General features: G+C 65.3%; 37 protein-coding genes and 1 pseudogene. 1 reads left to right on the forward strand and 37 read right to left on the reverse strand.

Going from position 1 to position 24468, the window contains the following annotated elements; all coding sequences use genetic code 11:
* The 37 genes from FE811_RS18275 to rpsJ all read right to left on the reverse strand — a co-directional run.
* Nucleotides 1-912 (reverse strand): ABC transporter permease subunit (locus FE811_RS18275; RefSeq protein WP_140848317.1); only part of this gene is annotated, 912 nt, incomplete at its 3' end.
* Nucleotides 913-1026: 114 nt separating this feature from the next.
* Entirely contained in the window at nt 1027-2052 is a 1026-nt protein-coding gene (locus FE811_RS18280) for an amino acid ABC transporter substrate-binding protein (protein WP_116222149.1), read from the reverse strand.
* A gap of 153 nt (nt 2053-2205) precedes the next feature.
* Nucleotides 2206-2919 carry an ATP12 family chaperone protein gene (locus FE811_RS18285; RefSeq protein WP_116222148.1) on the reverse strand — a complete coding sequence of 238 codons (714 nt, stop codon included), beginning with the start codon at nt 2917-2919 and terminating at the stop codon, nt 2206-2208.
* A complete protein-coding gene (locus tag FE811_RS18290; protein WP_116222147.1) occupies nt 2912-3574 on the reverse strand; it encodes an HAD-IA family hydrolase in 663 nt (220 codons plus the stop codon). Before FE811_RS18290 ends, FE811_RS18285 begins: the two co-directional genes overlap by 8 nt.
* Nucleotides 3571-4617 carry an RluA family pseudouridine synthase gene (locus FE811_RS18295; protein ID WP_114535283.1) on the reverse strand — a complete coding sequence of 349 codons (1047 nt, stop codon included), beginning with the start codon at nt 4615-4617 and terminating at the stop codon, nt 3571-3573. Before FE811_RS18295 ends, FE811_RS18290 begins: the two co-directional genes overlap by 4 nt.
* On the reverse strand, nt 4614-4988 hold the full coding sequence (gene crcB, locus FE811_RS18300; RefSeq protein WP_116222146.1) for a fluoride efflux transporter CrcB: 375 nt from the start codon (nt 4986-4988) through the stop codon (nt 4614-4616). Before crcB ends, FE811_RS18295 begins: the two co-directional genes overlap by 4 nt.
* Entirely contained in the window at nt 4985-6313 is a 1329-nt protein-coding gene (locus tag FE811_RS18305; RefSeq protein WP_116222145.1) for a replication-associated recombination protein A, read from the reverse strand. Before FE811_RS18305 ends, crcB begins: the two co-directional genes overlap by 4 nt.
* Nucleotides 6314-6374: 61 nt before the next feature.
* Nucleotides 6375-6965: an acyl-homoserine-lactone synthase gene (locus tag FE811_RS18310; RefSeq protein ID WP_036754195.1), complete on the reverse strand. Its 591-nt coding sequence runs from the start codon at nt 6963-6965 to the stop codon at nt 6375-6377.
* A gap of 67 nt (nt 6966-7032) precedes the next feature.
* Nucleotides 7033-7644: an autoinducer binding domain-containing protein gene (locus tag FE811_RS18315; RefSeq protein WP_011747126.1), complete on the reverse strand. Its 612-nt coding sequence runs from the start codon at nt 7642-7644 to the stop codon at nt 7033-7035.
* Nucleotides 7645-7992: 348 nt separating this feature from the next.
* The gene (gene rplQ / locus FE811_RS18320; protein WP_072462395.1) at nt 7993-8415 is read right to left on the reverse strand and encodes a 50S ribosomal protein L17; all 423 of its coding nucleotides are present in this window, start codon (nt 8413-8415) and stop codon (nt 7993-7995) included.
* 108 nt (nt 8416-8523) lie between these two features.
* Nucleotides 8524-9540 carry a DNA-directed RNA polymerase subunit alpha gene (locus FE811_RS18325; protein ID WP_036754191.1) on the reverse strand — a complete coding sequence of 339 codons (1017 nt, stop codon included), beginning with the start codon at nt 9538-9540 and terminating at the stop codon, nt 8524-8526.
* A gap of 120 nt (nt 9541-9660) precedes the next feature.
* Nucleotides 9661-10050 (reverse strand): 30S ribosomal protein S11, encoded by a 390-nt coding sequence (rpsK, locus tag FE811_RS18330; protein ID WP_011747123.1) that lies wholly within the window; start codon nt 10048-10050, stop codon nt 9661-9663.
* A gap of 12 nt (nt 10051-10062) precedes the next feature.
* Nucleotides 10063-10431: a 30S ribosomal protein S13 gene (gene rpsM / locus FE811_RS18335; RefSeq protein WP_036754304.1), complete on the reverse strand. Its 369-nt coding sequence runs from the start codon at nt 10429-10431 to the stop codon at nt 10063-10065.
* Nucleotides 10432-10594: 163 nt separating this feature from the next.
* Nucleotides 10595-11251: an adenylate kinase gene (locus FE811_RS18340; RefSeq protein WP_036754188.1), complete on the reverse strand. Its 657-nt coding sequence runs from the start codon at nt 11249-11251 to the stop codon at nt 10595-10597.
* 40 nt (nt 11252-11291) lie between these two features.
* A complete protein-coding gene (gene secY / locus FE811_RS18345) occupies nt 11292-12668 on the reverse strand; it encodes a preprotein translocase subunit SecY (RefSeq protein WP_072462396.1) in 1377 nt (458 codons plus the stop codon).
* 103 nt (nt 12669-12771) lie between these two features.
* Nucleotides 12772-13257: a 50S ribosomal protein L15 gene (gene rplO / locus FE811_RS18350; RefSeq protein ID WP_072462397.1), complete on the reverse strand. Its 486-nt coding sequence runs from the start codon at nt 13255-13257 to the stop codon at nt 12772-12774.
* A gap of 221 nt (nt 13258-13478) precedes the next feature.
* Complete coding sequence (locus tag FE811_RS18355; protein ID WP_140848319.1) at nt 13479-14219, reverse strand: hypothetical protein; 741 nt, start codon at nt 14217-14219, stop codon at nt 13479-13481.
* A gap of 141 nt (nt 14220-14360) precedes the next feature.
* Nucleotides 14361-14549, reverse strand: a complete 189-nt coding sequence (gene rpmD / locus FE811_RS18360; protein ID WP_036754182.1) for a 50S ribosomal protein L30 — start codon at nt 14547-14549, stop codon at nt 14361-14363.
* A gap of 12 nt (nt 14550-14561) precedes the next feature.
* Nucleotides 14562-15128 carry a 30S ribosomal protein S5 gene (gene rpsE, locus FE811_RS18365; RefSeq protein ID WP_036754180.1) on the reverse strand — a complete coding sequence of 189 codons (567 nt, stop codon included), beginning with the start codon at nt 15126-15128 and terminating at the stop codon, nt 14562-14564.
* A gap of 117 nt (nt 15129-15245) precedes the next feature.
* Nucleotides 15246-15605 (reverse strand): 50S ribosomal protein L18, encoded by a 360-nt coding sequence (gene rplR / locus FE811_RS18370; protein WP_036754177.1) that lies wholly within the window; start codon nt 15603-15605, stop codon nt 15246-15248.
* A 12-nt stretch (nt 15606-15617) separates the two neighbouring features.
* Nucleotides 15618-16151, reverse strand: coding sequence for a 50S ribosomal protein L6 (gene rplF / locus FE811_RS18375; RefSeq protein ID WP_036754174.1), 534 nt, complete (start codon nt 16149-16151; stop codon nt 15618-15620).
* Between the two features lie 11 nt (nt 16152-16162).
* On the reverse strand, nt 16163-16561 hold the full coding sequence (gene rpsH / locus FE811_RS18380; protein WP_114535287.1) for a 30S ribosomal protein S8: 399 nt from the start codon (nt 16559-16561) through the stop codon (nt 16163-16165).
* Between the two features lie 9 nt (nt 16562-16570).
* Nucleotides 16571-16876: a 30S ribosomal protein S14 gene (rpsN, locus tag FE811_RS18385; RefSeq protein WP_024844062.1), complete on the reverse strand. Its 306-nt coding sequence runs from the start codon at nt 16874-16876 to the stop codon at nt 16571-16573.
* 18 nt (nt 16877-16894) lie between these two features.
* Complete coding sequence (gene rplE / locus FE811_RS18390) at nt 16895-17455, reverse strand: 50S ribosomal protein L5 (RefSeq protein WP_036754171.1); 561 nt, start codon at nt 17453-17455, stop codon at nt 16895-16897.
* Nucleotides 17455-17760 carry a 50S ribosomal protein L24 gene (gene rplX, locus FE811_RS18395; RefSeq protein WP_036754169.1) on the reverse strand — a complete coding sequence of 102 codons (306 nt, stop codon included), beginning with the start codon at nt 17758-17760 and terminating at the stop codon, nt 17455-17457. Before rplX ends, rplE begins: the two co-directional genes overlap by 1 nt.
* The gene (gene rplN / locus FE811_RS18400) at nt 17760-18128 is read right to left on the reverse strand and encodes a 50S ribosomal protein L14 (RefSeq protein ID WP_010400243.1); all 369 of its coding nucleotides are present in this window, start codon (nt 18126-18128) and stop codon (nt 17760-17762) included. Before rplN ends, rplX begins: the two co-directional genes overlap by 1 nt.
* 76 nt (nt 18129-18204) lie before the next feature.
* Entirely contained in the window at nt 18205-18453 is a 249-nt protein-coding gene (gene rpsQ / locus FE811_RS18405) for a 30S ribosomal protein S17 (protein ID WP_036754166.1), read from the reverse strand.
* Nucleotides 18454-18465: 12 nt separating this feature from the next.
* Nucleotides 18466-18672, reverse strand: coding sequence for a 50S ribosomal protein L29 (rpmC, locus tag FE811_RS18410; RefSeq protein WP_036754163.1), 207 nt, complete (start codon nt 18670-18672; stop codon nt 18466-18468).
* A gap of 192 nt (nt 18673-18864) precedes the next feature.
* Nucleotides 18865-19278 carry a 50S ribosomal protein L16 gene (gene rplP, locus FE811_RS18415; RefSeq protein ID WP_036754161.1) on the reverse strand — a complete coding sequence of 138 codons (414 nt, stop codon included), beginning with the start codon at nt 19276-19278 and terminating at the stop codon, nt 18865-18867.
* Nucleotides 19279-19290: 12 nt separating this feature from the next.
* Nucleotides 19291-20013 carry a 30S ribosomal protein S3 gene (gene rpsC / locus FE811_RS18420; protein ID WP_036754157.1) on the reverse strand — a complete coding sequence of 241 codons (723 nt, stop codon included), beginning with the start codon at nt 20011-20013 and terminating at the stop codon, nt 19291-19293.
* Nucleotides 20013-20408: a 50S ribosomal protein L22 gene (gene rplV / locus FE811_RS18425; protein WP_024844055.1), complete on the reverse strand. Its 396-nt coding sequence runs from the start codon at nt 20406-20408 to the stop codon at nt 20013-20015. Before rplV ends, rpsC begins: the two co-directional genes overlap by 1 nt.
* Nucleotides 20409-20413: 5 nt before the next feature.
* Nucleotides 20414-20692, reverse strand: a complete 279-nt coding sequence (rpsS, locus tag FE811_RS18430; protein WP_010400236.1) for a 30S ribosomal protein S19 — start codon at nt 20690-20692, stop codon at nt 20414-20416.
* A 3-nt stretch (nt 20693-20695) separates the two neighbouring features.
* Entirely contained in the window at nt 20696-21532 is an 837-nt protein-coding gene (gene rplB, locus FE811_RS18435) for a 50S ribosomal protein L2 (RefSeq protein ID WP_036754154.1), read from the reverse strand.
* Nucleotides 21533-21627: 95 nt separating this feature from the next.
* Complete coding sequence (locus FE811_RS18440; RefSeq protein ID WP_024844053.1) at nt 21628-21924, reverse strand: 50S ribosomal protein L23; 297 nt, start codon at nt 21922-21924, stop codon at nt 21628-21630.
* Complete coding sequence (gene rplD / locus FE811_RS18445; protein WP_036754151.1) at nt 21921-22541, reverse strand: 50S ribosomal protein L4; 621 nt, start codon at nt 22539-22541, stop codon at nt 21921-21923. Before rplD ends, FE811_RS18440 begins: the two co-directional genes overlap by 4 nt.
* Nucleotides 22541-23278, reverse strand: a complete 738-nt coding sequence (rplC, locus tag FE811_RS18450) for a 50S ribosomal protein L3 (RefSeq protein ID WP_116222142.1) — start codon at nt 23276-23278, stop codon at nt 22541-22543. Before rplC ends, rplD begins: the two co-directional genes overlap by 1 nt.
* A gap of 10 nt (nt 23279-23288) precedes the next feature.
* Nucleotides 23289-23597 carry a 30S ribosomal protein S10 gene (gene rpsJ / locus FE811_RS18455; RefSeq protein WP_010400227.1) on the reverse strand — a complete coding sequence of 103 codons (309 nt, stop codon included), beginning with the start codon at nt 23595-23597 and terminating at the stop codon, nt 23289-23291.
* Between the two features lie 142 nt (nt 23598-23739).
* On the opposite strand from rpsJ, the pseudogene FE811_RS18460 reads away from it, so the two are divergent.
* Nucleotides 23740-24468, forward strand: a pseudogene (locus FE811_RS18460) (glycosyltransferase 61 family protein); the annotation flags it as partial.

Raw genomic sequence — 24468 nt, forward strand, 5'->3', positions numbered from 1 at the left:
TATCGACAAGGGCTTGGTGAATTCGCGATAAAGCGTCAGCGCCAGCCACAGCACCACCAGGGCGTTGTCCAGGTTGATGCCGTCGGCAAAGTTGAAGCCGCGCAGCACCGGCGGGATCAGATGCAGGCCGAAATACCAGGTCAGGAACAGCACCGGCAGCGCGAACATCGCCAGGCTGATCCACCAGGTCGTCGGCCGCTTGCCGGTCCGGTCCTGGATGCGCTGCGCCCGGCTCCGCAGCAGCCGGCGCCCGACGAAGGCGGCGGCGATGACCACGACGAAGGCGACGAAGGCCCAGCTGATCCCCTCGCGCCCCAGCGAGATGGTGCCGGGCGGGTTGGTCATGCCGATCGAGGGGATGGCGGTATAACGGTTGGTCGGCGCGATGGTGTCGAACAGGATCATGCTCGCGGCCGGGTTCTCGCCGCGATAGGCGTTGGGCGGCGGCATCACCTCGGTAAAGATCGCAAGGCAGACCAGGATCCACAAAAGCAGGGGAATGTTGCGGAAGACCTCGACATAGACCGTCATCAGCCGCGCGATCAGCCAGTTCGAGGACAGCCGCAGCACGCCCACGATCACGCCCAGGACCGTCGCCGCGATGCAGCCCAGCACCGAGACGAGCAGCGTGTTCAGCAGCCCGATCACGGTCGCGCGCAGATGGGTGTCGTCGGAATTGTATGGGATCAGCTGCTGCGGGATGTCGTATCCGGCGCGCCGGAACAGGAAATCGAAGCTGAGCGTCTTGCCCATGGCGGACAGGTTGCGCAGCGTGTTGTCGATCAGCCAACTCGCCGCCAGCATCACCAGGATGAAGACGATGGCTTGCAGGGTCAGCGAGCGATAGCGCCGATCATAGATCAGCATCGACAACCGGAACGGCGGATTGTCCGCCCCCGTATAAGCGACCATGTAGTAACCCCCTGTGACCGGCGGAAATGTCGGGCCTTTGGCCTCTGGCTTGCCGGTTTTCGTTCGGGGGCGCGCGGAGGGCACGCGCCCCCGCACGCCCTTGTTCAGATGCGATTACCGGAAGGGCATCGCATACATCAGACCGCCCTGGGTCCATTGCGCGTTCAACCCGCGCGCCAGCCCGATCGGGGTCTGTTCGCCGATGGTGGCGGCGAAGATCTCGCCGTAGTTGCCGCCGGCCTTGATGGCGCGCCTGGCCCATTCGGCGTCAAGCCCGATCATCGTGCCCAGCTCGTCGGTGGTGCCCAGCAGGCGCTGGACCTCGGGGTTGTTCGAGCTTTTCGCCAGCTCGTCGATATTGGCCGAGGTGACGCCGTATTCCTCGGCCGCGATCAGGGCGTAAAGCGTCCAGCGCGTGATGTCGCCCCAGTTGTTGTCGCCATGGCGCACCGCCGGGCCCAGCGGCTCTTTCGAGATGATCTCGGGCAGGATGATGTGGTTTTCCGGGTCCGCGAAGCTGGCGCGGGTCGCGGCCAGGCCCGAGGCGTCGGTCGTATAGGCATCGCAGGCGCCGGCCATGTATTGCTGTTCGCCCTCGGCGTTGCTGTCGATGTTGACCGGCTGATAGTCCATGTTGTTGGCCTTGAAGTAATCGGCCAGGTTCAGTTCGGTCGTGGTGCCGGTCTGGATGCAGATCGTGGCCCCGTTCAGCTCCTTGGCCGAGGAAACGCCCAGATCCTTGCGCACCATGAAGCCCTGGCCGTCGTAGTAGTTGACGCCGATGAAATCCAGCTTGAGGTCGGTGTCGCGCTGGAAGGTCCAGGTGGAGTTGCGGGCCAGAAGGTCCACCTCGCCCGAGGAAAGCGCCGTGAAGCGGGTCTGGCCGGTGGTCGGCACGTATTTCACCTTGGTCGCGTCGCCCAGCACCGCCGCGGCCACGGCCTTGCAGAAGGCGACGTCGAAGCCCGACCAGTTGCCGTTCGCGTCAGGGGCGGCAAAGCCGATCAGGCCGGTGTTCACGCCGCAGTTCAGCACGCCGCGGGCCTTGACCTCTTTCAGCGTGTCGCCCTCTGCGGCCAAAGCACCCGAGGCCGCCAGCGCGACCGCCGTCACAGAGCCGAAGAATACAGATTTCTTCATTGATTTCCCCACTGTTGTTCCGGGTCTCGCCCAGGAATGCGCCGTCTATAGGGCCGTTGGCGAGCCCGTTTGAGCAAGGGGCATTCGTTACCCCCATAAGCGGCATTGTGCCGATGGAGGCGGATGCGTCAAGAAAGAACCAAAACGCGCCCGTCAGCCGCGGCTGAGAAGCCAGAACCGCTCAGAATCGCGCATCGCGGCCAGCCGGCCGGCGGCCGCCTCGTCGGCCTCGTCGTCGCGGCCCCAGCGTTGTGCCTGAAATTCCTCGTCAATCCGGGACAGGGCATGGGCGGCCTCGGCGTCGATGCGGCCGCGTATCACCGCCAGCCCCAGGACCAGCGAGCCGGGCAAGGTCACCAGATCGTGCAAGGCCGTCAGGCCGAAGGGATCGAGGGCTGCGACCTCTGCGCGCAGTTTCAGCAGCGCGACCGGATCCTGCGGCACCGGGATCACGCCATGGGTGATGCGCAGCGGCGCGCGAAGCTCGGTCGCCGCCCAGTCGATCAGCGGATCCCAGCCCTCGGCCTGGGCGCGCACCAGCGCCTCGGGCGCATCGGCGCGATAGGACAGCAGGTCGGTGCCGCCATATTCGCCCAGCATCGCCGCCACCGCGTCGAATTGCGGCATGACCTTTTCGATGGCGGAATTGGCCGCGCGGGTCAGCGGCATGGCGTTGGGGTCGATCACATCCCGCACCGCCTGCCATTCCTCGGCCACGGCCAGCGCCAGCGCCTCGGTCGGCAGGCGCAGCGGCTGCTTGCCGGGCGTGCGCAGGGGACGTTCGTCCAGAAGCACGCTCCAGCCGCCGTCCACTTCCTTGTGGATCGCGACGGATGCCCAGAAACGGCGCGCCTTCCATTCACTCATCGGCCCACTCCAGCAGCGCGCGGGTCAGCGCGGGATAGTCGGGCGCGACCAGATGCGCACCGGCGGCATGCAGTTCCTCGGCCGGGCAAAAGCCCCAGCCGACGCCGTAGCCGGCAACCCCGGCCGCCCGCGCCATTTCCATGTCGAAGGTGGAATCGCCCACCATGACCGCGCGCCCCGCCACCACGCCGGTTTCCGACAGCGCGCTTTCCAGCATCGCCGGATGCGGCTTGGATGGATGGCCGTCGGCCGATTGCCGGGTGATGAAGCGCCGGGTCAGCCCATGCGCGTCCAGGATCGCCGCCAGCCCGCGCGCCGGCTTGCCGGTGGCGATGCCCAACAGCATTTCATCGCGCGCGGCCAGCGCGTCCAGGCAGTCCAGCGCGCCCGGATAAAGCGGCGGCAGCGCCCCCGCCGCGCGCGAGGCGATGAAGGATTCGCGATAGCCGGCCACGACGCGCTCGTGCAGGTCGGGACCGGCGCCGGGCAAGAGCCGCGCCACCGCAACCGGCAGCGACAGGCCGACGATGGAGAGGATGCGCGCCGGCTCCATCTCGGGCAGGCCCGCGCCCTGCATGGCGCGGTTCATCGCCTGGGTGATCTCAAGCTGGCTGTCGACCAGCGTGCCGTCGATGTCGAAGATGACCAGTTTCATGCTGTCTCGGCAAAGGGGTCTTCGGGCACGTCGTTTTCCGACCAGCCCAGCGTCTTCCAGGTGCGGCTCATGTGATCGGGCAAGGGCGCGGTCACGGTGATCAGCTTCTTGGTGATCGGATGCTCGAAGCGGATCATGCGCGCATGCAGGTGCAGCTTGCGGCTGATCTCTCCGCCCAGCTGGGCGCCCCAGCCGTCGCCCAGGTTCTCTTGCCCCGAGCCGCCGTATTTGCCGTCGCCGACGATGGGATGGCCGATCTCGGCCATATGGGCGCGCAGCTGGTGGGTGCGGCCGGTGACGGGCACCATGGCAACCCAACTGACGCGCCCGCCGAGCGCATCCAGCACGGCATAGTCGGTATGGGCGCGCTTGGCACCCTCGGTCGTGGCGACGGCCGAGGGGTGGACGGCCATCATCTTCTCGCCCTCGCCGCCCCGGCCGCGGCCGGGCGCCTTGACCAGCCCGTATTTGATCGAGCCCATGCGCGGATGCGGCACCCCGGCCACGGCGGCCCAGTAGATCTTGCGGGTCAGCCGGTGGCGGAACGCCTCGGAAAGCGCCCGCGCGATCCGGTCGGTGCGCGCCAGCAGCAGCACCCCCGACGTGTCCTTGTCCAGCCGATGCACCAGCTTGGGCCGGTCCTTGTAGCCGAACATCAGCGCCGCGGTCAGCCCGTCCACATGCCGGTCGCCCTGCCCCGAGCCACCCTGCGAGGGCAGGCCCGGCGGCTTGTTCAGGGCGATGATATGCTCGTCGCGCCACAAGACGCAGGACTGGATCATCTCGGCATCGGACTGCTTCACCGACGCTTTCGGCTGGGCGGGCGGCGGCGCGCCCTCGGGCAGCGGCGGCACGCGCACCTCCTGCCCGGCCTCGATGCGGGTATTGGCCTTGACCCGGCCGCCGTCGACGCGCAGCTGGCCGGTGCGGCACCATTTCTCGACCGCGCCTTGGGTCAGCTGCGGGAATCGCTTCTTCAGCCAGCGGTCGATGCGCTGCTCGCCCTCGTCCGCGCCGACGCGGATGGTCTGCACGCCGCTCATGCGAAAAGCCCCCGGCCGATGGCCAGCCCGACGATCACCGCCGCCAGCGACAGCAGGACCGAGCCCAGCACATAGCCAAGCGCGGTGGCGGCGGCGCCGCGTTCCCACAGCGTCATCGTGTCCAGCGCGAAGGCGGAGAAGGTGGTGAAGCCGCCCAGCACCCCGGTCAGCAGAAAGGGCGCCAGATGCTGCCCGCCCCGATGCGCCAGCAAGGCCGCCAGCAGCCCCATGGCCAGGCAGCCGGCGATGTTCACGCTCAGCGTGCCCAGCGGAAAGCCGGGGGTCAGCCGCCCGGCCAGGATATTGACCCCATAGCGCGCCGCGGAGCCCAGGGCCCCACCCAGCGCGACCTGAAGGAAAGTGTGTTTCATGCTTTGTCCTCTGCCCGCCGCTTCTGACGCAGCCCGGCGAACCATTCAACGCGCTTTTTCAGCTCGCGCTCGAATCCCCGCTCGACGGGCAGGTAGAAGACCGGGCGCTTCATGCCGTCGGGGAAATAGTTCTGGCCCGAAAAGGCGTCCTCGGCATCGTGGTCATAGGCATAGCCGGCGCCATAGCCCTGTTCCGACATCAGCCCGGTCGGCGCGTTCAGGATATGCTTGGGCGGCATCTGGCTGCCCGAGCGCCGCGCCAGGGCGCGCGACGCCTTGTAGGCGGCATAGCCGGCATTCGACTTGGGCGCCAGCGCCAGGTAGATCGTGGCCTGGGCCAGCGCCAGTTCGCCCTCGGGGCTGCCCAGCCGCTCGTAAAGCGCCCAGGCGTCCAGGCAATGGCGCTGCGCGGCCGGATCGGCCAAGCCGATGTCCTCGATCGCCATGCGGGTCAGGCGGCGGGCGAGATAGCGCGGATCCTCGCCCCCCTCCAGCATCCGCGACAGCCAGTAGAGTGCCGCGTCTGGGTCGCTGCCGCGCACCGATTTGTGCAGGGCCGAGATCAGGTTGTAATGCTCGTCGCCCGACTTGTCGTATTTCGCCGCGCGCCGCATCAGCCGCTGCGCCAGCGCCTCGGGGTCGAGCTTGCCCTTGACCTTCCAGGCCATCACCTGCTCGATCAGGTTCAGCACCGCGCGGCCGTCGCCGTCGGCCATCTCCAGGAGCCGGTCGCGGGCCTCGCCGGTCAGCGGCAGGGCGCGGCCCAGTTCCTGCTCGGCGCGCTGCGCCAGGCGCTCGAGGTCCGCCAGGCCCAGCCGCTCCAGCACGATGACCTGGGCGCGGGACAGAAGCGCAGCGTTCAGTTCGAAACTGGGGTTTTCGGTGGTGGCACCGACCAGGGTGATGGTGCCGTCCTCCATATGCGGCAGGAAGCTGTCCTGCTGCGCCTTGTTGAAGCGGTGGATCTCGTCGACGAAAAGCAGGGTGCCGCGGCCCTGGCTCCGGCGCAGGCGGGCGGCGTCGAACACCTTGCGCAGCTCCGGCACGCCGGAAAAGATCGCCGAGATCTGCACGAAGGCCAGGTCCGTCTCTTGCGCCAGAAGGCGGGCGATGGTGGTCTTGCCGACCCCCGGCGGGCCCCAGAGGATCAGCGAGGACAGGCTGCCGGCGCCCAGCATGGCGCCCAGCGGGCCGTCGGGGCCAAGAACCTTGTCCTGGCCGATGACATCGGACAGCCTGGCCGGGCGGATCCGGTCGGCCAGGGGACGCGCCACCGGGCGCGCAGCTTCGCCCGAGGCGGGCGCGGTGTCGAATAGGTCTGCCATGCGGGCGACATGTTACGCCGCCCGCATCACGCGCGAAAGGCCCTCCACCCTGCGCGCCGCATCAGTGCATCTTGGCCGCCAGGTTGATCGAGACGCATTGGAAATAGCCGTCGTCGATCCAGACCACCGGGCCCATGGCCTGCGCGTCCAGCCCGCAGGGCACCAGCCAGCGCGGCCAGGTCGAGGCGACCAGGCACACCAGACGCGAGGCGCCCAGTTCGCGCGCCGAATTGGTCATCTCCTGCACCAGGTTGAAATGCACCCGGCGGCGTTCGCGCTGCGGGATGGTGTGGTCGACGAACAGCCGGCTGGCTTCCCAGGTGCCCGGCTCGACCGGCGCCTGTTCGTCCAGCAGGTTCTGCGGGATCGAGCCGCCGAGCAGGTCAAGCTGAGCATCGCGGATCATGTAGGAATACATGCCGCAGCGCGCCGTGGTGGGGGTCAGGCGCACGCCGGCCAGAACCCGGCCGTTTTCGTGGATCGCCACCCAGCGGCTCATCGGCGTGTCGTACTGGTCGAACTCCATGTCGTCGGTCTGGGGCAGGTTCCAGCGTTTCTGGACGATGAAGCTTTGCTTGCGGGCGCGGAAGATGTTGGCGAACAGCTCGCCGTGGTTGTGGAGGTTGGCGAAGGAAAGTGTGGTGGTCTGCATGGTCTTCTCCTGGGGTTCTTGGTGGTGGTGGCCCCCAGGTGTAAACCGCAACGGCGGACGAACCGTATTACAGCAAGCGGTAATCCTTGGCCCGTTGCAGCGCCTCGGCCGTCGTGCGCGCCATGAGTCGTTCGCGTGCCGAGATGAGACGTGCCTTGAATGCGCTTTCCGTTATACCAAGCTTGGCAGCCGCCGCTGCATGACGATCCCCCTCTGCGATACACCGAAGGGCCTCTTGCTGAGCCTTCGTCAGGCTCTCCGGCGGCTCCGTGATTTCGTGAAGCCGTCGTAGCGTTGCCGAGATCACATCGATCTCGTCATCCGTGAATTCCCGCTTGTCATGGGCGAAGGCCGCGATGGTGCGCGACTTGATCGGCCCATGCGCCACGACCAGACCATAGTGCAGCCCGTGATCGGCCGCGTCCTGGAGAATCGAAAACGGGTCTGGAATGGGCAGCACGCTCCACCGGCAGGCGCCGGTGGTCGAGAAGCCCCAGGCGATGGTGGGGTCGCGCAGGGCATAGGCCCGTTCGGAATAGCGCTGGGCCCATTCCTTGTTATAGGTCTGGAACTGCATCAACGGTGCAGCGAAACGAATGTGCAGCCCGATGAAATAGCCCGCCGGAGCAAGCTTTTTCAGCTTGGCGAGTGCTGCATTGATTTCCGCGCGAGACGACATGACTTTTTGGACAGATTGCGTTTTCTTCGGGTTACAACGAAAAATGGCACGGTTCTCAGTGTATTCAAGCAATACCGTGCTTGCGAGCGACGTTTTTCGGAATGCCGTCGGGTCAGCCCGTCGGCACGGCAAGGCATAGCCGTCTTTGCCCTCCGGGCGCAAGCCGTCGCGCTTGCTGCAATTCCCGTGCGTTTCCTGATGGACGGTGCAACTTTCGCACGAAAATGAACGGATTCGTTCCCCTTAGCCGCCGATCACATGAATCGTGGACTGTTGCAAAAAGCCCGCAGCCATGGCGATGGCTGCGGGCGTCAATGATCGCTTAACCCTAAGAAAGAGTTAAATTTCTTACGATTCGTCGGCAGCCGATTCGGCTTCCAGGCGGGCACGGTCGGCCGCGCCCTTGGCGCTGGTGTCGCGCTCGACGAATTCGATGATCGCCATCGGGGCCATGTCGCCATAGCGGAAGCCGGCCTTCATGATGCGGACATAGCCGCCCTGGCGGTCCTTGTAGCGGGCGCCAAGCACGTCGAACAGTTTCGCGACATGGGCGTCCTGCTTCAGCTGGGCGGCGGCCTGCCGGCGGGCGTGCAGATCGCCGCGCTTGGCCAGGGTGATCAGCTTCTCGACGATGGGGCGCAGTTCCTTGGCCTTGGGCAGGGTGGTCTTGATCTGCTCATGCTCGATCAGCGAGCCGGCCATGTTGGCGAAAAGCGCCTTGCGGTGCTCGTGGGTGCGGTTCAGGCGGCGATAGCCGCGGGCGTGACGCATGATGATCTCCTATGACGTCTTTTTGCTTTGTCCGGCGGCCCATGCGTGCGGGCCGCTCTCCTTGGGGCGGATGCCCGGTCTTGCGGGGGGCGTCGCCGCCCCCGGAACTCAGAACTGGTCGTCGAAACGCTTGGCCAGATCCTCGATGTTTTCCGGCGGCCAGTCCACGACATCCATGCCGAGGTGCAGGCCCATGCCGGACAGCACTTCCTTGATCTCGTTCAGCGACTTGCGGCCGAAGTTCGGGGTGCGCAGCATCTCGGCCTCGGTCTTCTGGATCAGGTCGCCGATATAGACGATGTTGTCGTTCTTCAGGCAGTTCGCCGAACGCACCGACAGTTCCAGCTCGTCGACCTTCTTCAGCAGGCGCGGATCGAACTCCAGCCCGTCCTCGGCATCCGAGCGGGTGGCCGTTTCCGGCTCGTCGAAGTTGACGAAGACCGACAGCTGGTCCTGGATGATGCGGGCGGCATAGGCCACGGCGTCTTCCGGGGTCAGCGAACCGTCGGTCTCGACCTTCATGGTCAGCTTGTCATAGTCCAGCACCTGGCCCTCGCGGGTGGGCGTGACTTCGTAGCTGACGCGCTTGACCGGCGAGAAGATGGCGTCGATCGGGATCAGGCCGATGGGCGCGTCCTCGGGGCGGTTCTTGTCGGCAGCGACATAGCCCTTGCCATTGGCGACGGTCAGTTCCATGTGCAGCTCCGCCCCCTCGTCGAGGTGGCAGATGACATGGTCGCGGTTCAGGATGGTGATGCCGGCGGTTTCCTGGATGTCGCCCGCCTTGACCTCGCCCGGACCCTTGGCAGAAAGCGTCAGGCGCTTGGGCGCGTCGACGTCCATCTTCAGCGTCACGCCCTTGAGGTTCAGCACGACATCGGTCACGTCCTCGCGCACGCCGGGGACGGACGAGAATTCGTGCAGCACGTTGTCGATCTGCACCGAGGTGATGGCCGCGCCCTGCAGGGACGACAGCAGCACCCGGCGCAGCGCATTGCCCAGCGTCAGGCCGAAGCCACGCTCCAGCGGTTCCGCGACCACGGTGGCCACGCGGGACGAATCGGCGCCCGGCTTGATTTCAAGCTGGGTGGGCTTGATGAGTTCGGCCCAGTTCTTGTGGATCATGCGTTTGCCTCCATACCAGTTCCCGCCCCATGACCGTGGCCGGAAACGCCCGAGGTGAAATGCGTAAAGCGCGCCCCGCACGGGACAGCCCCGCGCAGGACGCGTCAAAATCCCAAAGGATCAGACCCGGCGGCGCTTCGGCGGGCGGCAGCCGTTATGCGCGATCGGGGTCACGTCACGGATCGCCGTGATGTTGAAGCCGACCGCGGCCAGCGCGCGCAGCGCCGATTCGCGACCCGAGCCAGGGCCCTGCACTTCGACTTCCAGCGTGCGGACGCCGTGTTCCTGCGCCTTCTTGCCGGCGTCTTCGGCGGCCATCTGCGCGGCGTAGGGGGTCGATTTGCGCGAGCCCTTGAAGCCCATGGTGCCGGCCGACGACCACGAGATCGCATTGCCCTGCACGTCCGAGATCAGGATCTTGGTGTTGTTGAAGGACGAGTTCACATGCGCCACGCCGGTGGCGATGTTCTTGCGTTCCTTGCGCTTGATACGGGTTTTATCGCGTGCCATGTCCGTTCCCCCTTACTTCTTCTTGCCGGCGATGGGCTTCGCCGGGCCCTTGCGGGTGCGGGCATTGGTGTGGGTGCGCTGGCCGCGGACCGGCAGGCCGCGACGGTGGCGCAGGCCACGATAGGAACCCAGGTCCATCAGGCGCTTGATGTTCATCTGCGTCTCGCGGCGCAGGTCGCCTTCGACGGTATAGTTGGCGTCGATGTATTCGCGGATCTTCAGGACTTCGGCATCCGACAGCTCGTTCACGCGGCGGGTCGGGTCGATGCCGACGGCGGTGACGATCTCGTCGGCGAATTTCGAGCCGATCCCGTGGATATAGGTCAGGGCGATCGGGACGCGTTTCCCGGTCGGAATGTTGACGCCAGCAATACGAGCCACGCGTGTTTCCTTTTCCATGTTGCGGTTCCGTAGCGCCGGAACCTTTTTTCACAACCAAAGACCCGAAAGCCAAGCCTCCGGGCCTTGAAGCGACACCCAGGACATCCGGGTGATTCTCTTGCGAGATGCTGCGAAATAAGGGATTCGCCGTCCGAGGTCAAGCCTAGGACGGGATCTTGTCCATCACCTTGGCGACCTGGGCGGCCACCTCGTCGATCTCGGCCAGGCCGTCGACCGGGTTCAGGTTGCCCTTGACATAGTAATAGCCGATCAGTGGCGAGGTCTTCTTGTAATATTCCATCAGCCGGGTCTTGAGGCTTTCCTCGTTGTCGTCGGCCCGGCGGCGCAGGTCGGTCGAGCCGCAGACGTCGCATTTGCCCGGCTCCTTGGTCGGCTTGGTCACGTCGTGATAGACCTCGCCGCAATTGCCGCAGGTGAAGCGGCCCGAGATGCGCGAGACCAGCGCCGCATCGTCCACCCGCATCTCGATCACGGCATCGATGCGCTGGTCCATCTCGGCCATCAGCGCCTGCAGCGCGTCGGCCTGCGCCAGGGTGCGCGGGAAGCCGTCGAAGATGAAGCCCTTGCCGCCCTGCCCCAGCTTTTCGCGGATCAGGCCGATGACGATCTCGTCCGTCACCAGCTCGCCGCGGTCCATCACCTCGGCCACGCGCTTGCCCATCTCGGTGCCCGAGTTGCGGGCCTCGCGCAGCATGTCGCCGGTCGAGAGCTGGACGAGCCCGCGCTCCTCGATCAGCCGCCGGGCCTGGGTGCCTTTGCCTGCGCCGGGCGGGCCCAGCAGAATGATGTTGATCGCCATGTCGTCGTCCCTCTCCTACCCTTTTTGGTGGGTTTACCCCTTAACGGCGCGCCGGCGCCTTGCGCGGCTTGGCCGCCGCCCCGGCCTTGCCGCGCTTGCCGCGCAGTTGCGATTTCTCGATCAAACCTTCGTATTGATGGGCGAGCAAGTGGCTTTGCACCTGGTTGATCGTATCCATGACGACGCTGACCACGATCAGCACCGAAGTCCCGCCGAAATAGAACGGGATCGCCAGCTGGTCGCGGATGATCTCGGGCAGAAGGCAGACGAAGGCCAGGTAGGCCGAGCCGATCACCAGCACCCGCGTCACCACATAGGTCAGGTAATCCTCGGTGCGCTTGCCGGGCCGGATGCCGGGGATGAAGCCGCCCTGGTTCTTCAGGTTCTCGGCCACGTCCTCGGTCTTGAAGCTGACGTTGAAGGTGTAGAAATAGGTGAAGAACACGATCATCGCCGCGAAGAACAGCAGGTAGAGCGGCTGGCCGGGGCCGAAATAGGCCAGGATCGTGGACATGATCGGGCCGGTCTGGTTGCCCGAGAAGGTCGAGATCGTCACCGGCAGCAGCAGAAGCGAGCTGGCAAAGATCGCCGGGATCACCCCCGCCGGGTTCACCTTGATCGGCAGGTGCGACGATTGGCCGTCATAGACCTTCATCCCGACCTGGCGGCGCGGATACTGGATGTGGATCTTGCGCAGCGCGCGCTCCATGAACACCACGAAGGCGATCACCGCGGCGACCATGAGGATCACGCCCAGAATCACCGGGGTCGAGACGGCGCCCGAACGGCCCTGGGCCAGGAACTGCGCCAGGCTGCCGGGGATCTCGGCCACGATGCCGACGAAGATGATCAGCGAGATGCCGTTGCCGATGCCGCGGGCGGTGATCTGCTCGCCCAGCCACATCAGGAACATGGTGCCGCCGACCAGGGTGATGACCACCGAGGCGCGGAAGAACATCCCCGGCTCATGCGCCAGGTTGCCGTGTTCCAGGCTGACGGCCAGGCCCCAGGCCTGGAACAGCGCCAGCGCCACCGTGCCGTAGCGGGTATACTGGTTGATCTTCTTGCGGCCCTGCTCGCCCTCTTTCTTCAGTTGCTCCAGCGCCGGCACCATCGAGGCCAGCAGCTGCACGATGATCGAGGCCGAGATATAGGGCATGATGCCGAGCGCGAAGACGCCCATCCGCCCCAAGGCACCGCCGGTGAACATCGACAGGATGCCGCCGATGCCGGCCTGGGCCTGCTCCATGAAGTTGCGCAGCGCGGCGCCGTCGATGCCAGGCACCGGGATATAGGTGCCGAGACGATAGATGATGAGAAGTCCGAGCGTGAACCAGATCCTCTGGCGCAACTCGGTCGCCTTGCCGAGCGCGCCCCAGGAAAGGTTCGCGGCCATCTGTTCTGCGGCTGACGCCATGCTTGTGCCCCTTCGTGGCAGCGCCGCCGGATCGTTTCCCGATCCCGCGGCGCCTGGAAAACTTGACAGCTATCTATGGGGCGCGGGCGCGCCCTTCAACAACTTATTCGGCCGCGGCTGCTTCTTTGGCCGGGCGGGTGACGGTGATCTTGCCGCCGGCCTTCTCGATGGCCTCGACCGCGGCTTTCGACGCACCGGCCACGGTCAGGTTCAGCGCGGCCTTGATCTCGCCCTTGGCCAGCACCCGCACGCCGTCCAGCTTGCGGCGGATGACGCCGGCGGCGACCAGCGCGTCCTCGGTCACGTCGGTTTTCGCATCCAGCTTGCCCGCTTCGACGAAGGCCTGCAGCTGGCCCAGGTTCACCACCGCGAATTCCAGGCGATTCGGCTTGCTGAAGCCGCGCTTGGGCAGGCGGCGATACAGCGGCATCTGGCCGCCTTCATAGCCGTTCAGCGCCACGCCCGAACGCGAGGTCTGGCCCTTGATACCACGGCCGGCGGTCTTGCCCTTGCCCGAGCCGGGGCCGCGCGCCACGCGCTTTTTCTTGCGGTTGGCGCCGGGATTGTCGTGCAGTTCATGCAGTTTCATGTCGCTTCTCCTTGGCCGGAAACGCCCCATGAAGCGAAAGGGGGCGAACGCGGCGTTTCTTGCTTGTTCGAGTCGTGATCCCAAGGGAACACCGGCGGCTTCTATCGGCTGTTCACGGCTGGGTCAAGTTGGCATGGCCGAAGCGCCCGCGCCCCGCCGCGCCGGCAAGCCCATCGCCCGCTCAGCGCCGCGGCCAGCCCGTTGCGCGGACCTGGGCCGTCTCAGAACTCCACCCACAGCCCCAGCCTGACCGCGCGCTCGCCCGGTCCCGACAGCGGCTCGACCAGGCCCAATTCCAGCTTCGCAGGCCCGAACAGGTCGCGCACCGCCGAGACCGCGAGCTTGGCGGAAAAGCCGGTGTCCTCGCGATCCTCCAGCCGCAGCTGATGGATCAGCATCAGCGCCTCGGTCATGTGCCACCCCACCGTCACCTCGGCCTTGGTCGTCGCCTCGGCCGTCAGATAGCTCAGCGCGCTGGCACCCCGAGCGGCCAGCGCAGCCATTTCCTCTTCATCCCTGAGCGCGCCCGCCAGCTTGTGGCGCAGCTCGGCCGATACCCAGCCCCCGCCCCGAACGCGCCGCAGCAAGGGCAGGTCGTCAAAAACCCTGCCCCAACCCAGCGCGGCCTGGGCCACCGGCATCGGCTGGCCGCGACGTTCCACCGCACCCAGACCCAACGAGGCGGCCCAGCGGTCCGGCCCCCTGCCCCGGTCCAGCGCGCGCTGCAGCCAGACCAGGCTGCTGGTCTCGCCGGCGCTGGAGCGGCCCAGTTCGACCCCGACCGTCAGCCGCGGCCGACGCCCCAGTTCAGCATAAAGCCCGGCATAGCTGTGCCCGGCGGCGTCGCGTTCGCCCGACAGCGCCATGAACACGCCATTCACCGCCCGCGGCCAGGGACTGGCCGAGGCCGCACCGGCCAGCAGCAGGACGGCAAGCGCAAGGCAGAGCAGCGGGCGCGGCACATCTGGCTCCTTTCCTGCGGGCGCGGTCCTGGCGGCAGCCTAGGGACAAGCCGTTAGCAAAGGGTTAACAGGCCAAGAAAAAACGCCCCGGAGCAGCTCCGGGGCGCTTTCGATGCAATGCCTGGGAAGGGCGTGGCGGGATCAGCCGCGCTCTTCCACGATGGTCACCAGATGCGGGATCTTGGCGACCATGCCGCGCACGGCCGGGGTATCTTCCAGCTCGCGGGTGCGGTTCATCTTGTTCAGGCCCAGGCCCTTCAGCGTCTCGCGCTGGACGGCCGGGCGGCGGATCGGCGAGCCGATCTGCTTCACGACGATGGTTTTAGCCATATGCCTGTCTCCTTACGCTTCGACGGCGGCTTCGGCCGGCTTGTCGTTGGACGGCAGGATCTCGGCCACCTTCTTGCCGCGGCGCTGCGCGACGTTGCGGGGCGAAGCTTCCTTCTTGAGACCGTCGATGGTGGCGCGAATCATGTTGTAGGGGTTCTGCGACCCCAGCGACTTGGCCACGACGTCCTGGACGCCCAGCATCTCGAACACGGCGCGCATCGGGCCGCCGGCGATGATGCCGGTCCCCGGAACCGCGGTCCGCATCACCACCCGGCCGGCGCCATGACGGCCCTCGATGTCGTGATGCAGCGTGCGGCCATCGCGCAGCGGCACGCGAACCAGCGAGCGCTTGGCCTGCTCGGTCGCCTTGCGGATCGCCTCGGGCACTTCCTTGGCCTTGCCCTTGCCGAAGCCGACGCGGCCACGCTGGTCGCCGACGACCACCAGAGCAGCGAAGCCGAAGCGCTTGCCGCCTTTGACGGTTTTCGACACGCGGTTGATCGCGACCAGACGGTCGGCGAATTCCGGGGTTTCCTCGCGCTCTTCGCGGCGACCCCGACGGTTTTCACGTTCTGCCATAAGGCATTCCTCATACGCTGGCGCGCGTTCCGCGCCGTTGAAGCCAATCCTGGTGGGCCGCCGACGGATCGGACGGCCCCCGGATCATCGGGGTGGCGCTGCCGCCACCCGCATTCGTCAGAACTTCAGGCCGCCTTCGCGGGCCGCATCGGCAAGCGCCTTGATCTTGCCGTGGAACAGGAAGCCGCCACGGTCGAAGATCACCTCTTCGACACCGGCCTTCTTCGCGCGTTCCGCAATGGCGGCGCCGATCTTGGCCGCGGCCTCGACGTTGTTCTTGCCGACCACGCCCAGATCCTTCTCGAGCGACGAGGCGGCGGCCAGAGTGACCCCCTTCACGTCGTCGATCACCTGGACGCTGATGTTCTTGGAAGAACGGTGGACGGAAAGCCGCGGACGGCCGTCCGAGATCTTCCGCAGTTTGTTCCGCACGCGCAGGCGGCGCTTCAGGAACAGCTCTCTCTTGTTCAGTGCCATTTCTCGCGCCCCTTACTTCTTCTTGCCTTCCTTGCGGAAGACGACCTCGCCCTTGTAGCGGATGCCCTTGCCCTTGTAGGGCTCGGGGCGGCGCCACTCGCGGATGTTCGCGGCGACCTGGCCGACCAGCTGCTGGTCGATGCCTTCCACCACGATCTCGGTCTGCTTCGGCGAGGTGATCGTCACACCGTCCGGCGTTTCGAAGTTCACGTCATGCGAATAGCCCAGAGCCAGCTTCAGGGTCTTGCCCTGCATGGTGGCGCGATAACCCACGCCCTGGATCTCGAGCTCTTTCTTGAAGCCTTCCGACACGCCGACGGTCAGGTTCTCGACCATCGAGCGGGTCATGCCCCACTGCTGGCGGGCGCGCTTCGAGGTGCCGCGCGGCGTCACCTTGACCGAACCTTCTTCCACCGACAGGGTCACGTCGTCGGTCGCGGTGAACGTGCGGGCGCCTTTCGGCCCCTTCACCTCGATCGTCTGGCCCTTGATTTCGGCCGTCACGCCCTTGGGGAGGGCGACCGGTTTCTTACCAATCCGAGACATCTCTGCCCTCCTTAGAACACGGTGCAGAGGACTTCGCCGCCAACATTGGCGTTGCGAGCCGCTGCGTCCGACATGACGCCTTTCGGCGTCGAGACGATGGAAACGCCCAGGCCGTTGCGGACCATCGGGATTTCCTTGGCGCCGGCGTAAACGCGGCGGCCGGGTTTCGACACGCGGGCCAGTTCGCGGATGACCGGAGTGCCTTCGTAGTACTTCAGGCTGATTTCCAGTTCCTTGTGACCGGCTTCGGTCGTGGTTTCTTCATAGCCGCGGATGTAGCCTTCGGCTTTCAGCACGTCCAGGACCCAGGCGCGCAGCTTGGAGGCCGGAGTGCGGACGGTCGATTTGCCGCGCATCTGCGCGTTGCGGATGCGGGTCAGCATATCGCCGAGAGGATCGTTCATCGACATATTGCCCCCTTACCAGCTGGATTTGACCATGCCGGGGATCTGGCCGAACGAGCCAAGCTCGCGCAGCATGATCCGCGACAGTTTCAGTTTACGGTAATACGCATGCGGACGGCCGGTCAGTTGGCACCGGTTGTGCAGACGCGTGGCCGAGGAGTTGCGCGGCAGTTCGGCCAGTTTCAGGCTGGCCTTGAAGCGCTCTTCCATCGGACGGGACTGATCGTGGACGATCTCGTTCAGCGCGGCGCGCTTGGCGGCGTATTTCTGAACCAGACGCTCGCGCTTCTTCTCGCGCTCGACCATGGATTTCTTTGCCATATCTTCTTCCCTCCGCGATCAGCCGTTGAAAGGCATGTTGAATGCCTTCAGCAGCGACTTCGCTTCCGCGTCGGTCCGCGCGGTGGTGCAGATGATGATGTCCATCCCCAGAACTTCGTCGACCTTGTCGAAGTTGATTTCCGGGAACACGATATGCTCCTTCAGGCCCATGGCGTAGTTGCCGCGGCCGTCGAAAGCCGTGCCCTTGACGCCGCGGAAGTCGCGGACGCGGGGCAGCGCGATGTTGACCAGGCGATCCAGGAATTCATACATCCGGTCGCCGCGCAGCGTGACCTTGCAGCCCAGCGGCATCTCTTCCCGGACGCGGAAGCCGGCGATCGACTTCTTGGCCTTGGTGATGACGGCTTTCTGGCCTGCGATCAGCGACAGTTCCTCGGCGCCCTGCTTGACCTTCTTGGTGTCCTTGACGGCCTCGCCGATGCCCATGTTCAGGACGATCTTGTCCAGGCGCGGGATCTGCATGTCGTTCTTGTAGCCGAACTCTTCCTTGAGCGCGGCGCGGATCTGGTCCTTGTAGAGCGACTTGAGGCGCGGGGTGTAATTGGCTTGGTCCAGCATCAGATCACGTCTCCCGTGGTCTTGGCGAAACGGACCTTCTTGCCGTCTTCCACGCGGAAGCCGACGCGGGTCGCTTTGCCGTTCTTGTCCAGCAGCGCCAGGTTCGACAGGTCGATCGGCATGGCCTTGGCCACGCGGCCGCCCTGGCTCGTCTGGGTCTGGCGCTGGTGACGGATCGCGATGTTGACGCCGTCAACGACCGCCTTGTTCTCTTTCGGGAACACCGCGGCGATCTCGCCCTGCTTGCCCTTGTCCTTGCCGGTCAGCACGACGACCTTGTCGCCCTTCTTGAGCTTCGCAGCCATCACAGCACCTCCGGCGCAAGCGAGATGATCTTCATGAAGTTCTTGGCCCGCAGCTCGCGCACGACCGGCCCGAAGATACGGGTGCCGACCGGTTCGCCCTGGTTGTTCAGGATGACGGCGGCGTTGCGGTCGAAGCGGATCGAGGTGCCGTCCTCGCGCTTCACTTCTTTCGCGGTGCGCACGACGACGGCCTTGCGGACGTCGCCCTTCTTCACGCGGCCGCGCGGAATGGCTTCCTTGACGGAGACGACGATGATGTCGCCCACCGACGCATAGCGACGGTGCGAACCACCCAGAACCTTGATGCACTGCACCCGGCGTGCGCCGGAGTTGTCAGCGACATCCAGATTGGTCTGCATCTGGATCATTTGGTTACTCCCGACCTTTGGGGACCGGCACGACCTTGATCATGGGCCGGCCCCAGGGTATCGATTAAACTGGGCCTCAGGCCGAAACCTCGGTGGCTTCGGTCAGCACGGTCCAGCGCTTGGTCTTCGAGATCGGCGCGCATTCGACGATGCGAACGATGTCACCCACCTTGAACTGGTTCTGCGCGTCATGCGCGCGGTATTTCTTGGACGAACGCACGGTCTTGTGCAGCAGCGGATGCTTGAAGCGACGCTCGACCAGAACGGTGACGGTCTGTTCGTTCTTGTCGCTGACGACCTTGCCTTGCAGGATGCGTTTGGGCATGGACCGGGCTCCTTAGTTCGACGCCGCGGCTTCAGCCGCTTTCTGGTTCAGAATGGTTTTCACACGGGCCACGTCGCGGCGGACGGAGCGCATGCGGGCGGTCGATTCGAGCTGGCCGGTGGCCTGCTGGAAGCGCAGGTTGAACGCTTCCTTCTTCAGCGCGAGCAGCTGTTCCTTCAGCTGGTCAGGCGTCTTGTCTTTCAGTTCCTGCGCTTTCATGCGCCTTTTCCTTTCAACATCACCGGCGAGCCCCTGCCATGCAGGGCCACCCTGATTCCGGTGGAGTTTCATGATGAAGGCCTGCCCATACAGGCTCGGCCGGATTTTGGCAACCCCGATTGTCCCGAGGAGGCCGGAAATGCAGCGCCCCGCCACTGTCGCGGCGGGGCGCAATCTGGAAGCGATGGCGAATTACCAGTCTTCGCGCGCGACGATGCGGGTCAGCACCGGCAGCTTCTGCGCGCCCAGGCGCAGCGCCTCGCGGGCGATGACGTCGTTCACCCCGTCGATCTCGAACATGATCCGGCCGGGATGGACGCGGGCGGCCCAGTAATCCACCGAACCCTTGCCTTTACCCATCCGCACTTCGGTCGGCTTCGAGGAAACCGGCACATCCGGGAAGATGCGGATCCAGACCCGGCCCTGACGCTTCATGTGGCGGGTGATCGCGCGGCGGGCCGCCTCGATCTGGCGCGCGGTGACGCGCTCGGGCTCGATGGCCTTCAGCGCATAGGAGCCGAAGTTCAGGTTGAACCCGCCCTTGGCCTCACCGTGGATGCGGCCCTTGTGCTGTTTGCGGAACTTGGTCCGTTTCGGTTGCAGCATTGCTTCTTCTCCTTAGCGCGCGTCGCGGTCGCGATCACGGCGCGGGCCGCGGGGCGACGGACCGTCCTGCGCTTCGGTCGCGCGGCGGTCGCGGGCCTGCGGATCATGCTCCATGATCTCGCCCTTGAAGATCCAGACCTTCACCCCGATGATCCCGTAGGGGGTCGAGGCTTCCGACAGCGCATAGTCGATGTCGGCGCGCAGCGTGTGCAGCGGCACCCGGCCTTCGCGATACCATTCGGTCCGGGCGATCTCGGCGCCGCCCAGGCGGCCCGACACGTTCACCCGGATGCCCAGGGCGCCCATGCGCATGGCGTTCTGCACCGCGCGCTTCATGGCGCGGCGGAACGACACCCGGCGCTCGAGCTGCTGGGCGATCGACTCGGCCACCAGCTGGGCGTCCAGCTCGGGCTTGCGGACCTCGACGATGTTGAGGTGCAGTTCCGAGGCGGTGTAGTTCGCCAGCTTCTTGCGCAGGGTCTCGATGTCGGCGCCTTTCTTGCCGATGATGACACCCGGACGCGCGGCATAGATCGTCACGCGGCATTTCTTGTGCGGACGCTCGATCACCACGCGGCTGACGCCGGCCTGCTTGGCTTCCTTGTGGATGAAGTCGCGGATCTTCAGGTCTTCCAGCAGCAGATTGCCGTAATCCTTGTCATCCGCATACCAGCGGCTGTCCCAGGTGCGGTTGACCTGGAGACGCATCCCGATGGGGTTTACCTTCTGACCCATTACGCGCGCTCCCCGGCTTCGATGGCCTCGACCTGACGGACCTTGATGGTGATTTCCGAAAACGGCTTCATGATCTTGCCGTAACGACCACGGGCGCGCGGACGGCCACGCTTCATGACCAGGTTCTTGCCGACCCAGGCCTCGGCGACGATCAGGTTGTCGACGTCGAGGTTATGGTTGTTCTCGGCGTTGGCGATGGCCGATTGCAGGCATTTCTTGACATCGCCGGCAATGCGCTTGGACGAGAAGGTCAGGTCGGCCAGGGCCTTGTCCACCTTCTTGCCGCGGATCATCGCCGCAACCAAGTTCAGCTTCTGCGGCGAGGTGCGAAGCATCTTGGTCTTCGCAAACGCCTCGTTCTCCGCCACGCGGCGCGGATTTTGTTCCTTACCCATGACGCTTACTTCCTTTTCGCTTTCTTGTCGGCGGCGTGACCGTAATAGGTCCGCGTCGGCGAGTATTCACCGAACTTCTGGCCGATCATCTCTTCGGTCACCGAGACCGGGATGTGCTTCTGGCCGTTGTAGACGCCAAAGGTCAGGCCGACGAATTGCGGCAGAATGGTCGAACGACGCGACCAGATCTTGATGACGTCCGACTTGCCGGACTCGCGGGCTTTCTCGGCCTTGCGAAGCACATAAGCATCGACAAAGGGGCCCTTCCAAACAGAACGTGCCATGGATTAACGCCCCTTCTTCGCGTGACGCGACCGCAGGATATACTTGTCGGTCGATTTGTTCGTGCGGGTGCGGTTGCCCTTGGTGCCCTTGCCCCAGGGAGTAACCGGGTGACGACCGCCCGAAGTCCGGCCTTCACCACCACCATGCGGGTGGTCGATCGGGTTCATGGCCACGCCGCGCACGCTCGGGCGGATGCCCAGGTGCCGGTTGCGGCCGGCCTTGCCGAGGTTCTGGTTCGAATGGTCGGCATTCGACACGGCGCCGATGGTGGCCATGCATTCCTGGCGCACCAGGCGCAGCTCGCCCGAGGACAGGCGGATCTGGGCATAGCCGCCGTCGCGGCCGACGAACTGGGCATAGGTGCCAGCCGAGCGGGCGATCTGGCCGCCCTTGCCGGGCTTCAGCTCGACGTTGTGGACGATGGTGCCGATCGGCATGCCGCTGAAGGGCATGGCGTTGCCCGGCTTCACGTCCACCTTGGCGCCGGCCACCACCTTGTCGCCGACAGCCAGACGCTGGGGCGCGATGATATAGGCCTGCTCGCCGTCTTCATATTTGATCAGCGCGATGAAGGCGGTGCGGTTCGGGTCGTATTCGATCCGCTCGACGGTCGCCGGGACATCGAACTTGGTGCGCTTGAAATCGACGATGCGATAGAGACGCTTCGCCCCGCCGCCCTTGCGGCGCATCGTGATCCGTCCGGTGTTGTTCCGGCCGCCGTTCTTGGTCAGCCCCTCCGTGAGGGACTTGACCGGGCGCCCTTTCCAAAGCTCCGAACGGTCGATCAGAACCAGCCCACGCTGGCCAGGCGTCGTCGGCTTATACGACTTGAGTGCCATGCTTTCTGTCTTCCGTTGCTTTGGACCAAAGCTAGGTCCGTTTCAGTCAAATGGCGACGGCCCCGCTGCCGGGGCCGTCGATTCGCAGGCTTCTATCAGAGGCCGGTCGAGACGTCGATGCTGTTGCCAGCTTCCAGCGTCACATAGGCCTTCTTCACGTCCGAGCGGACGCCGGGGCGGCCGCGGAAACGCTTGGTCTTGCCCTTGGTGATGGTCGTGTTCACGGCCTTCACCTTGACGTTGAACAGGGCCTCGACGGCCTGCTTGATCGCCGGCTTGGTCGATTCCTTGGCCACTTGGAAGACATAGGCGTTCGCATCGCCCACCAGAGTGGCCTTTTCGGTGATGACCGGCTTGACGATCACGTCGTAATGTTCGGGTTTCACGCTCATTTCAGGCGAGCCTCCAGAGCTTCGACACCGGCGCGCGTCAGCACGAGCGTGTCGCGACGCAGGATGTCATAGACGTTGGCACCCATCGAGGGCAGCACATCGACGCCTTCCAGGTTGCGGGCGGCGCGGGCGAAATTCTCGTTCACCTCGGCCCCGTCGATCACCAGGACGCGCTTCCAGCCGTTTTCCTTGACCGCCTTGGCGACGGCCGCGGTCTTGGCTTCCGCGATGTTCAGGCTCTCCACGACGACCAGCTCACCCGCGGCGGCCTTGGCCGACAGCGCGTGCTTCAGGCCAAGCGCGCGGACCTTCTTGGGCAGGTCGAAGGCGTGGCTGCGCGGGGTCGGGCCCTTGTAGACGCCGCCGTGACGGAAGATCGGCGCCTTGCGGGAACCGTGGCGGGCGCCGCCGGTGCCCTTCTGGCGATAGATCTTCTTGGTCGAGTAGCTGACATCCGACTTGCCCAGCACCGAATGGGTGCCCGCCTGCGCCTTCGCACGCTGCCAGCGCACGACGCGGTGCAGCAGGTCCGCACGCGGTTCAAGCCCGAAGATGTCATCGCTCAGGTCGATGTCCCCGGCCTTGCCGGCATCGAGCGTGATAACGTCGAGTTTCATCAGTTGTCTCCTTCGGGCGCAGCGGCCTCGGCAGGGGCGGCAGCCTCGGCCTGGGCAGCTTTCGAACGGGTCGCGGCCGGGAAAACGGTGTTTTCGGCCAGCGGCTTCTTCACGGCGTCCTTGATCGTGACCCAGCCGCCCTTGGAACCCGGAACCGAGCCCTTGACCATGATCAGGCCACGTTCGGCATCGGTCTTGACGACCTGGAGGTTCTGGGTGGTGACGCGCACGGCACCCAGGTGGCCGGCCATCTTCTTGCCCTTGAACACCTTGCCCGGATCCTGGCACTGGCCGGTCGAGCCGTGCGAGCGGTGGCTGATCGACACGCCGTGCGAGGCGCGCAGACCGCGGAAATTGTGCCGCTTCATCGCACCGGCAAAGCCCTTGCCGATCGAGGTGCCGGCGATGTCGACATACTGGCCCTCGAAGTAATGGTCGGCGACGATCTCCTCGCCCACCTCGACCAGGTTCTCGGGCGAGACGCGGAATTCCGCGATCTTGCGCTTGGGCGCGACATTCGCCTTGGCGAAATGGCCGCGCAGCGCGGCGGTCGTGCGCTTGGCTTTCGCCTCGCCCGCGCCGAGCTGCAGCGCCACGTAGCCGTCTTTCTCGGCGGTGCGCTGAGCGATGACCTGCACGTTGTCCACGTGCAGCACGGTGACGGGCACCTGACGCCCGTCCTCCAGGAACAGCCGGGTCATGCCCAGCTTCTTGGCGATAACACCAGTCCGCAGCATGATGGCCTCCTTAAACCTTGATCTCGACATCCACGCCGGCGGCGAGGTCGAGCTTCATCAGGGCGTCAACGGTCTGCGGGGTCGGGTCGACGATGTCCAGCAGGCGCTTGTGCGTGCGGATTTCCCACTGGTCGCGGGATTTCTTGTCGATGTGCGGACCGCGCAGAACGGTGAATTTCTCGATCTTGTTGGGCAGCGGAATCGGGCCGCGGACCTGCGCGCCGGTGCGCTTGGCGGTGTTGACGATTTCCTGCGTGCTGGCATCCAGGACGCGATAATCGAACGCCTTCAACCGGATGCGGATATTCTGGCTTTGCATTCTCATCCCTCTTGCGGGGAGTTCAAGTTGAGAGGCTGACGACACACCACGCACCGCCAGCGTCGAACCGTATAAACAAGAGCAGGCCGCCTTGCGTGGCGGCCCGGCCCTGACAAGCCGATTCTTGGAAAACCGGCGATGATTGCGGGGATTTATCCGGTTCACGACCTGCGGTCAAGCTATCTTCACGCCGAACTCTGCCCTCATTGCGCGGGCTATCAAGGCGCTCTTGATCTGTCTCGGCACACAACGTGGCCATGCCGGAGAGCGTCTGCTGGTCGAAGCCATGTCGCGGGCGGGCGTCGCCATCCTGGATCCAGGAAAAGAAACACTGATGCGGCAAATGGCGCTCTACGCCGGCGCTCGGCTCCTGATCTTCGCCGAGGGATCGGCGATGCATGGGCGCCAGCTGTTGGGACGCGTCGACCAGAAGATCCTTGTCCTTCGGCGGCGCCCACAATCCCGGATGGCTTGGGCACAGTTGGAGCCGAGGTGCCGTAAGCTGAAATACGCGCTGATCATCAAGGCCTTTGCTATGCCCCTCCCCCCTCAGGGCGTCCCCGTCCATCCCTACGGTATTGCCTTTTATAACAAGGATCCGCTGCTTAATACGCTGCGACGCAACGGCATCGACATTACGCCATATTGGGGCGAGGAAGCCTATCGGCAGGCCATGAAGGTGGATGCTCATGCATGGTATCGGGGCGTCATGAGGCGGAGAATCATTCACCGCAAGAAGACCCTAGCGCATATCAGGACAGCATTCGATACGGCGGGCATCCCTGTTCCCTCCTGGCGCTTTGCGGCACCTTCGGCAGGGCCCCTCCAAGCGCCCGGCGCGGCGTGCGCTGCTTCTTTCGTGCCCCAATAT

Origin of the sequence: Paracoccus sp. FO-3 (genome assembly GCF_006386455.1) — a bacterium.
Classification (GTDB): Bacteria; Pseudomonadota; Alphaproteobacteria; order Rhodobacterales; family Rhodobacteraceae; genus Paracoccus; species Paracoccus versutus.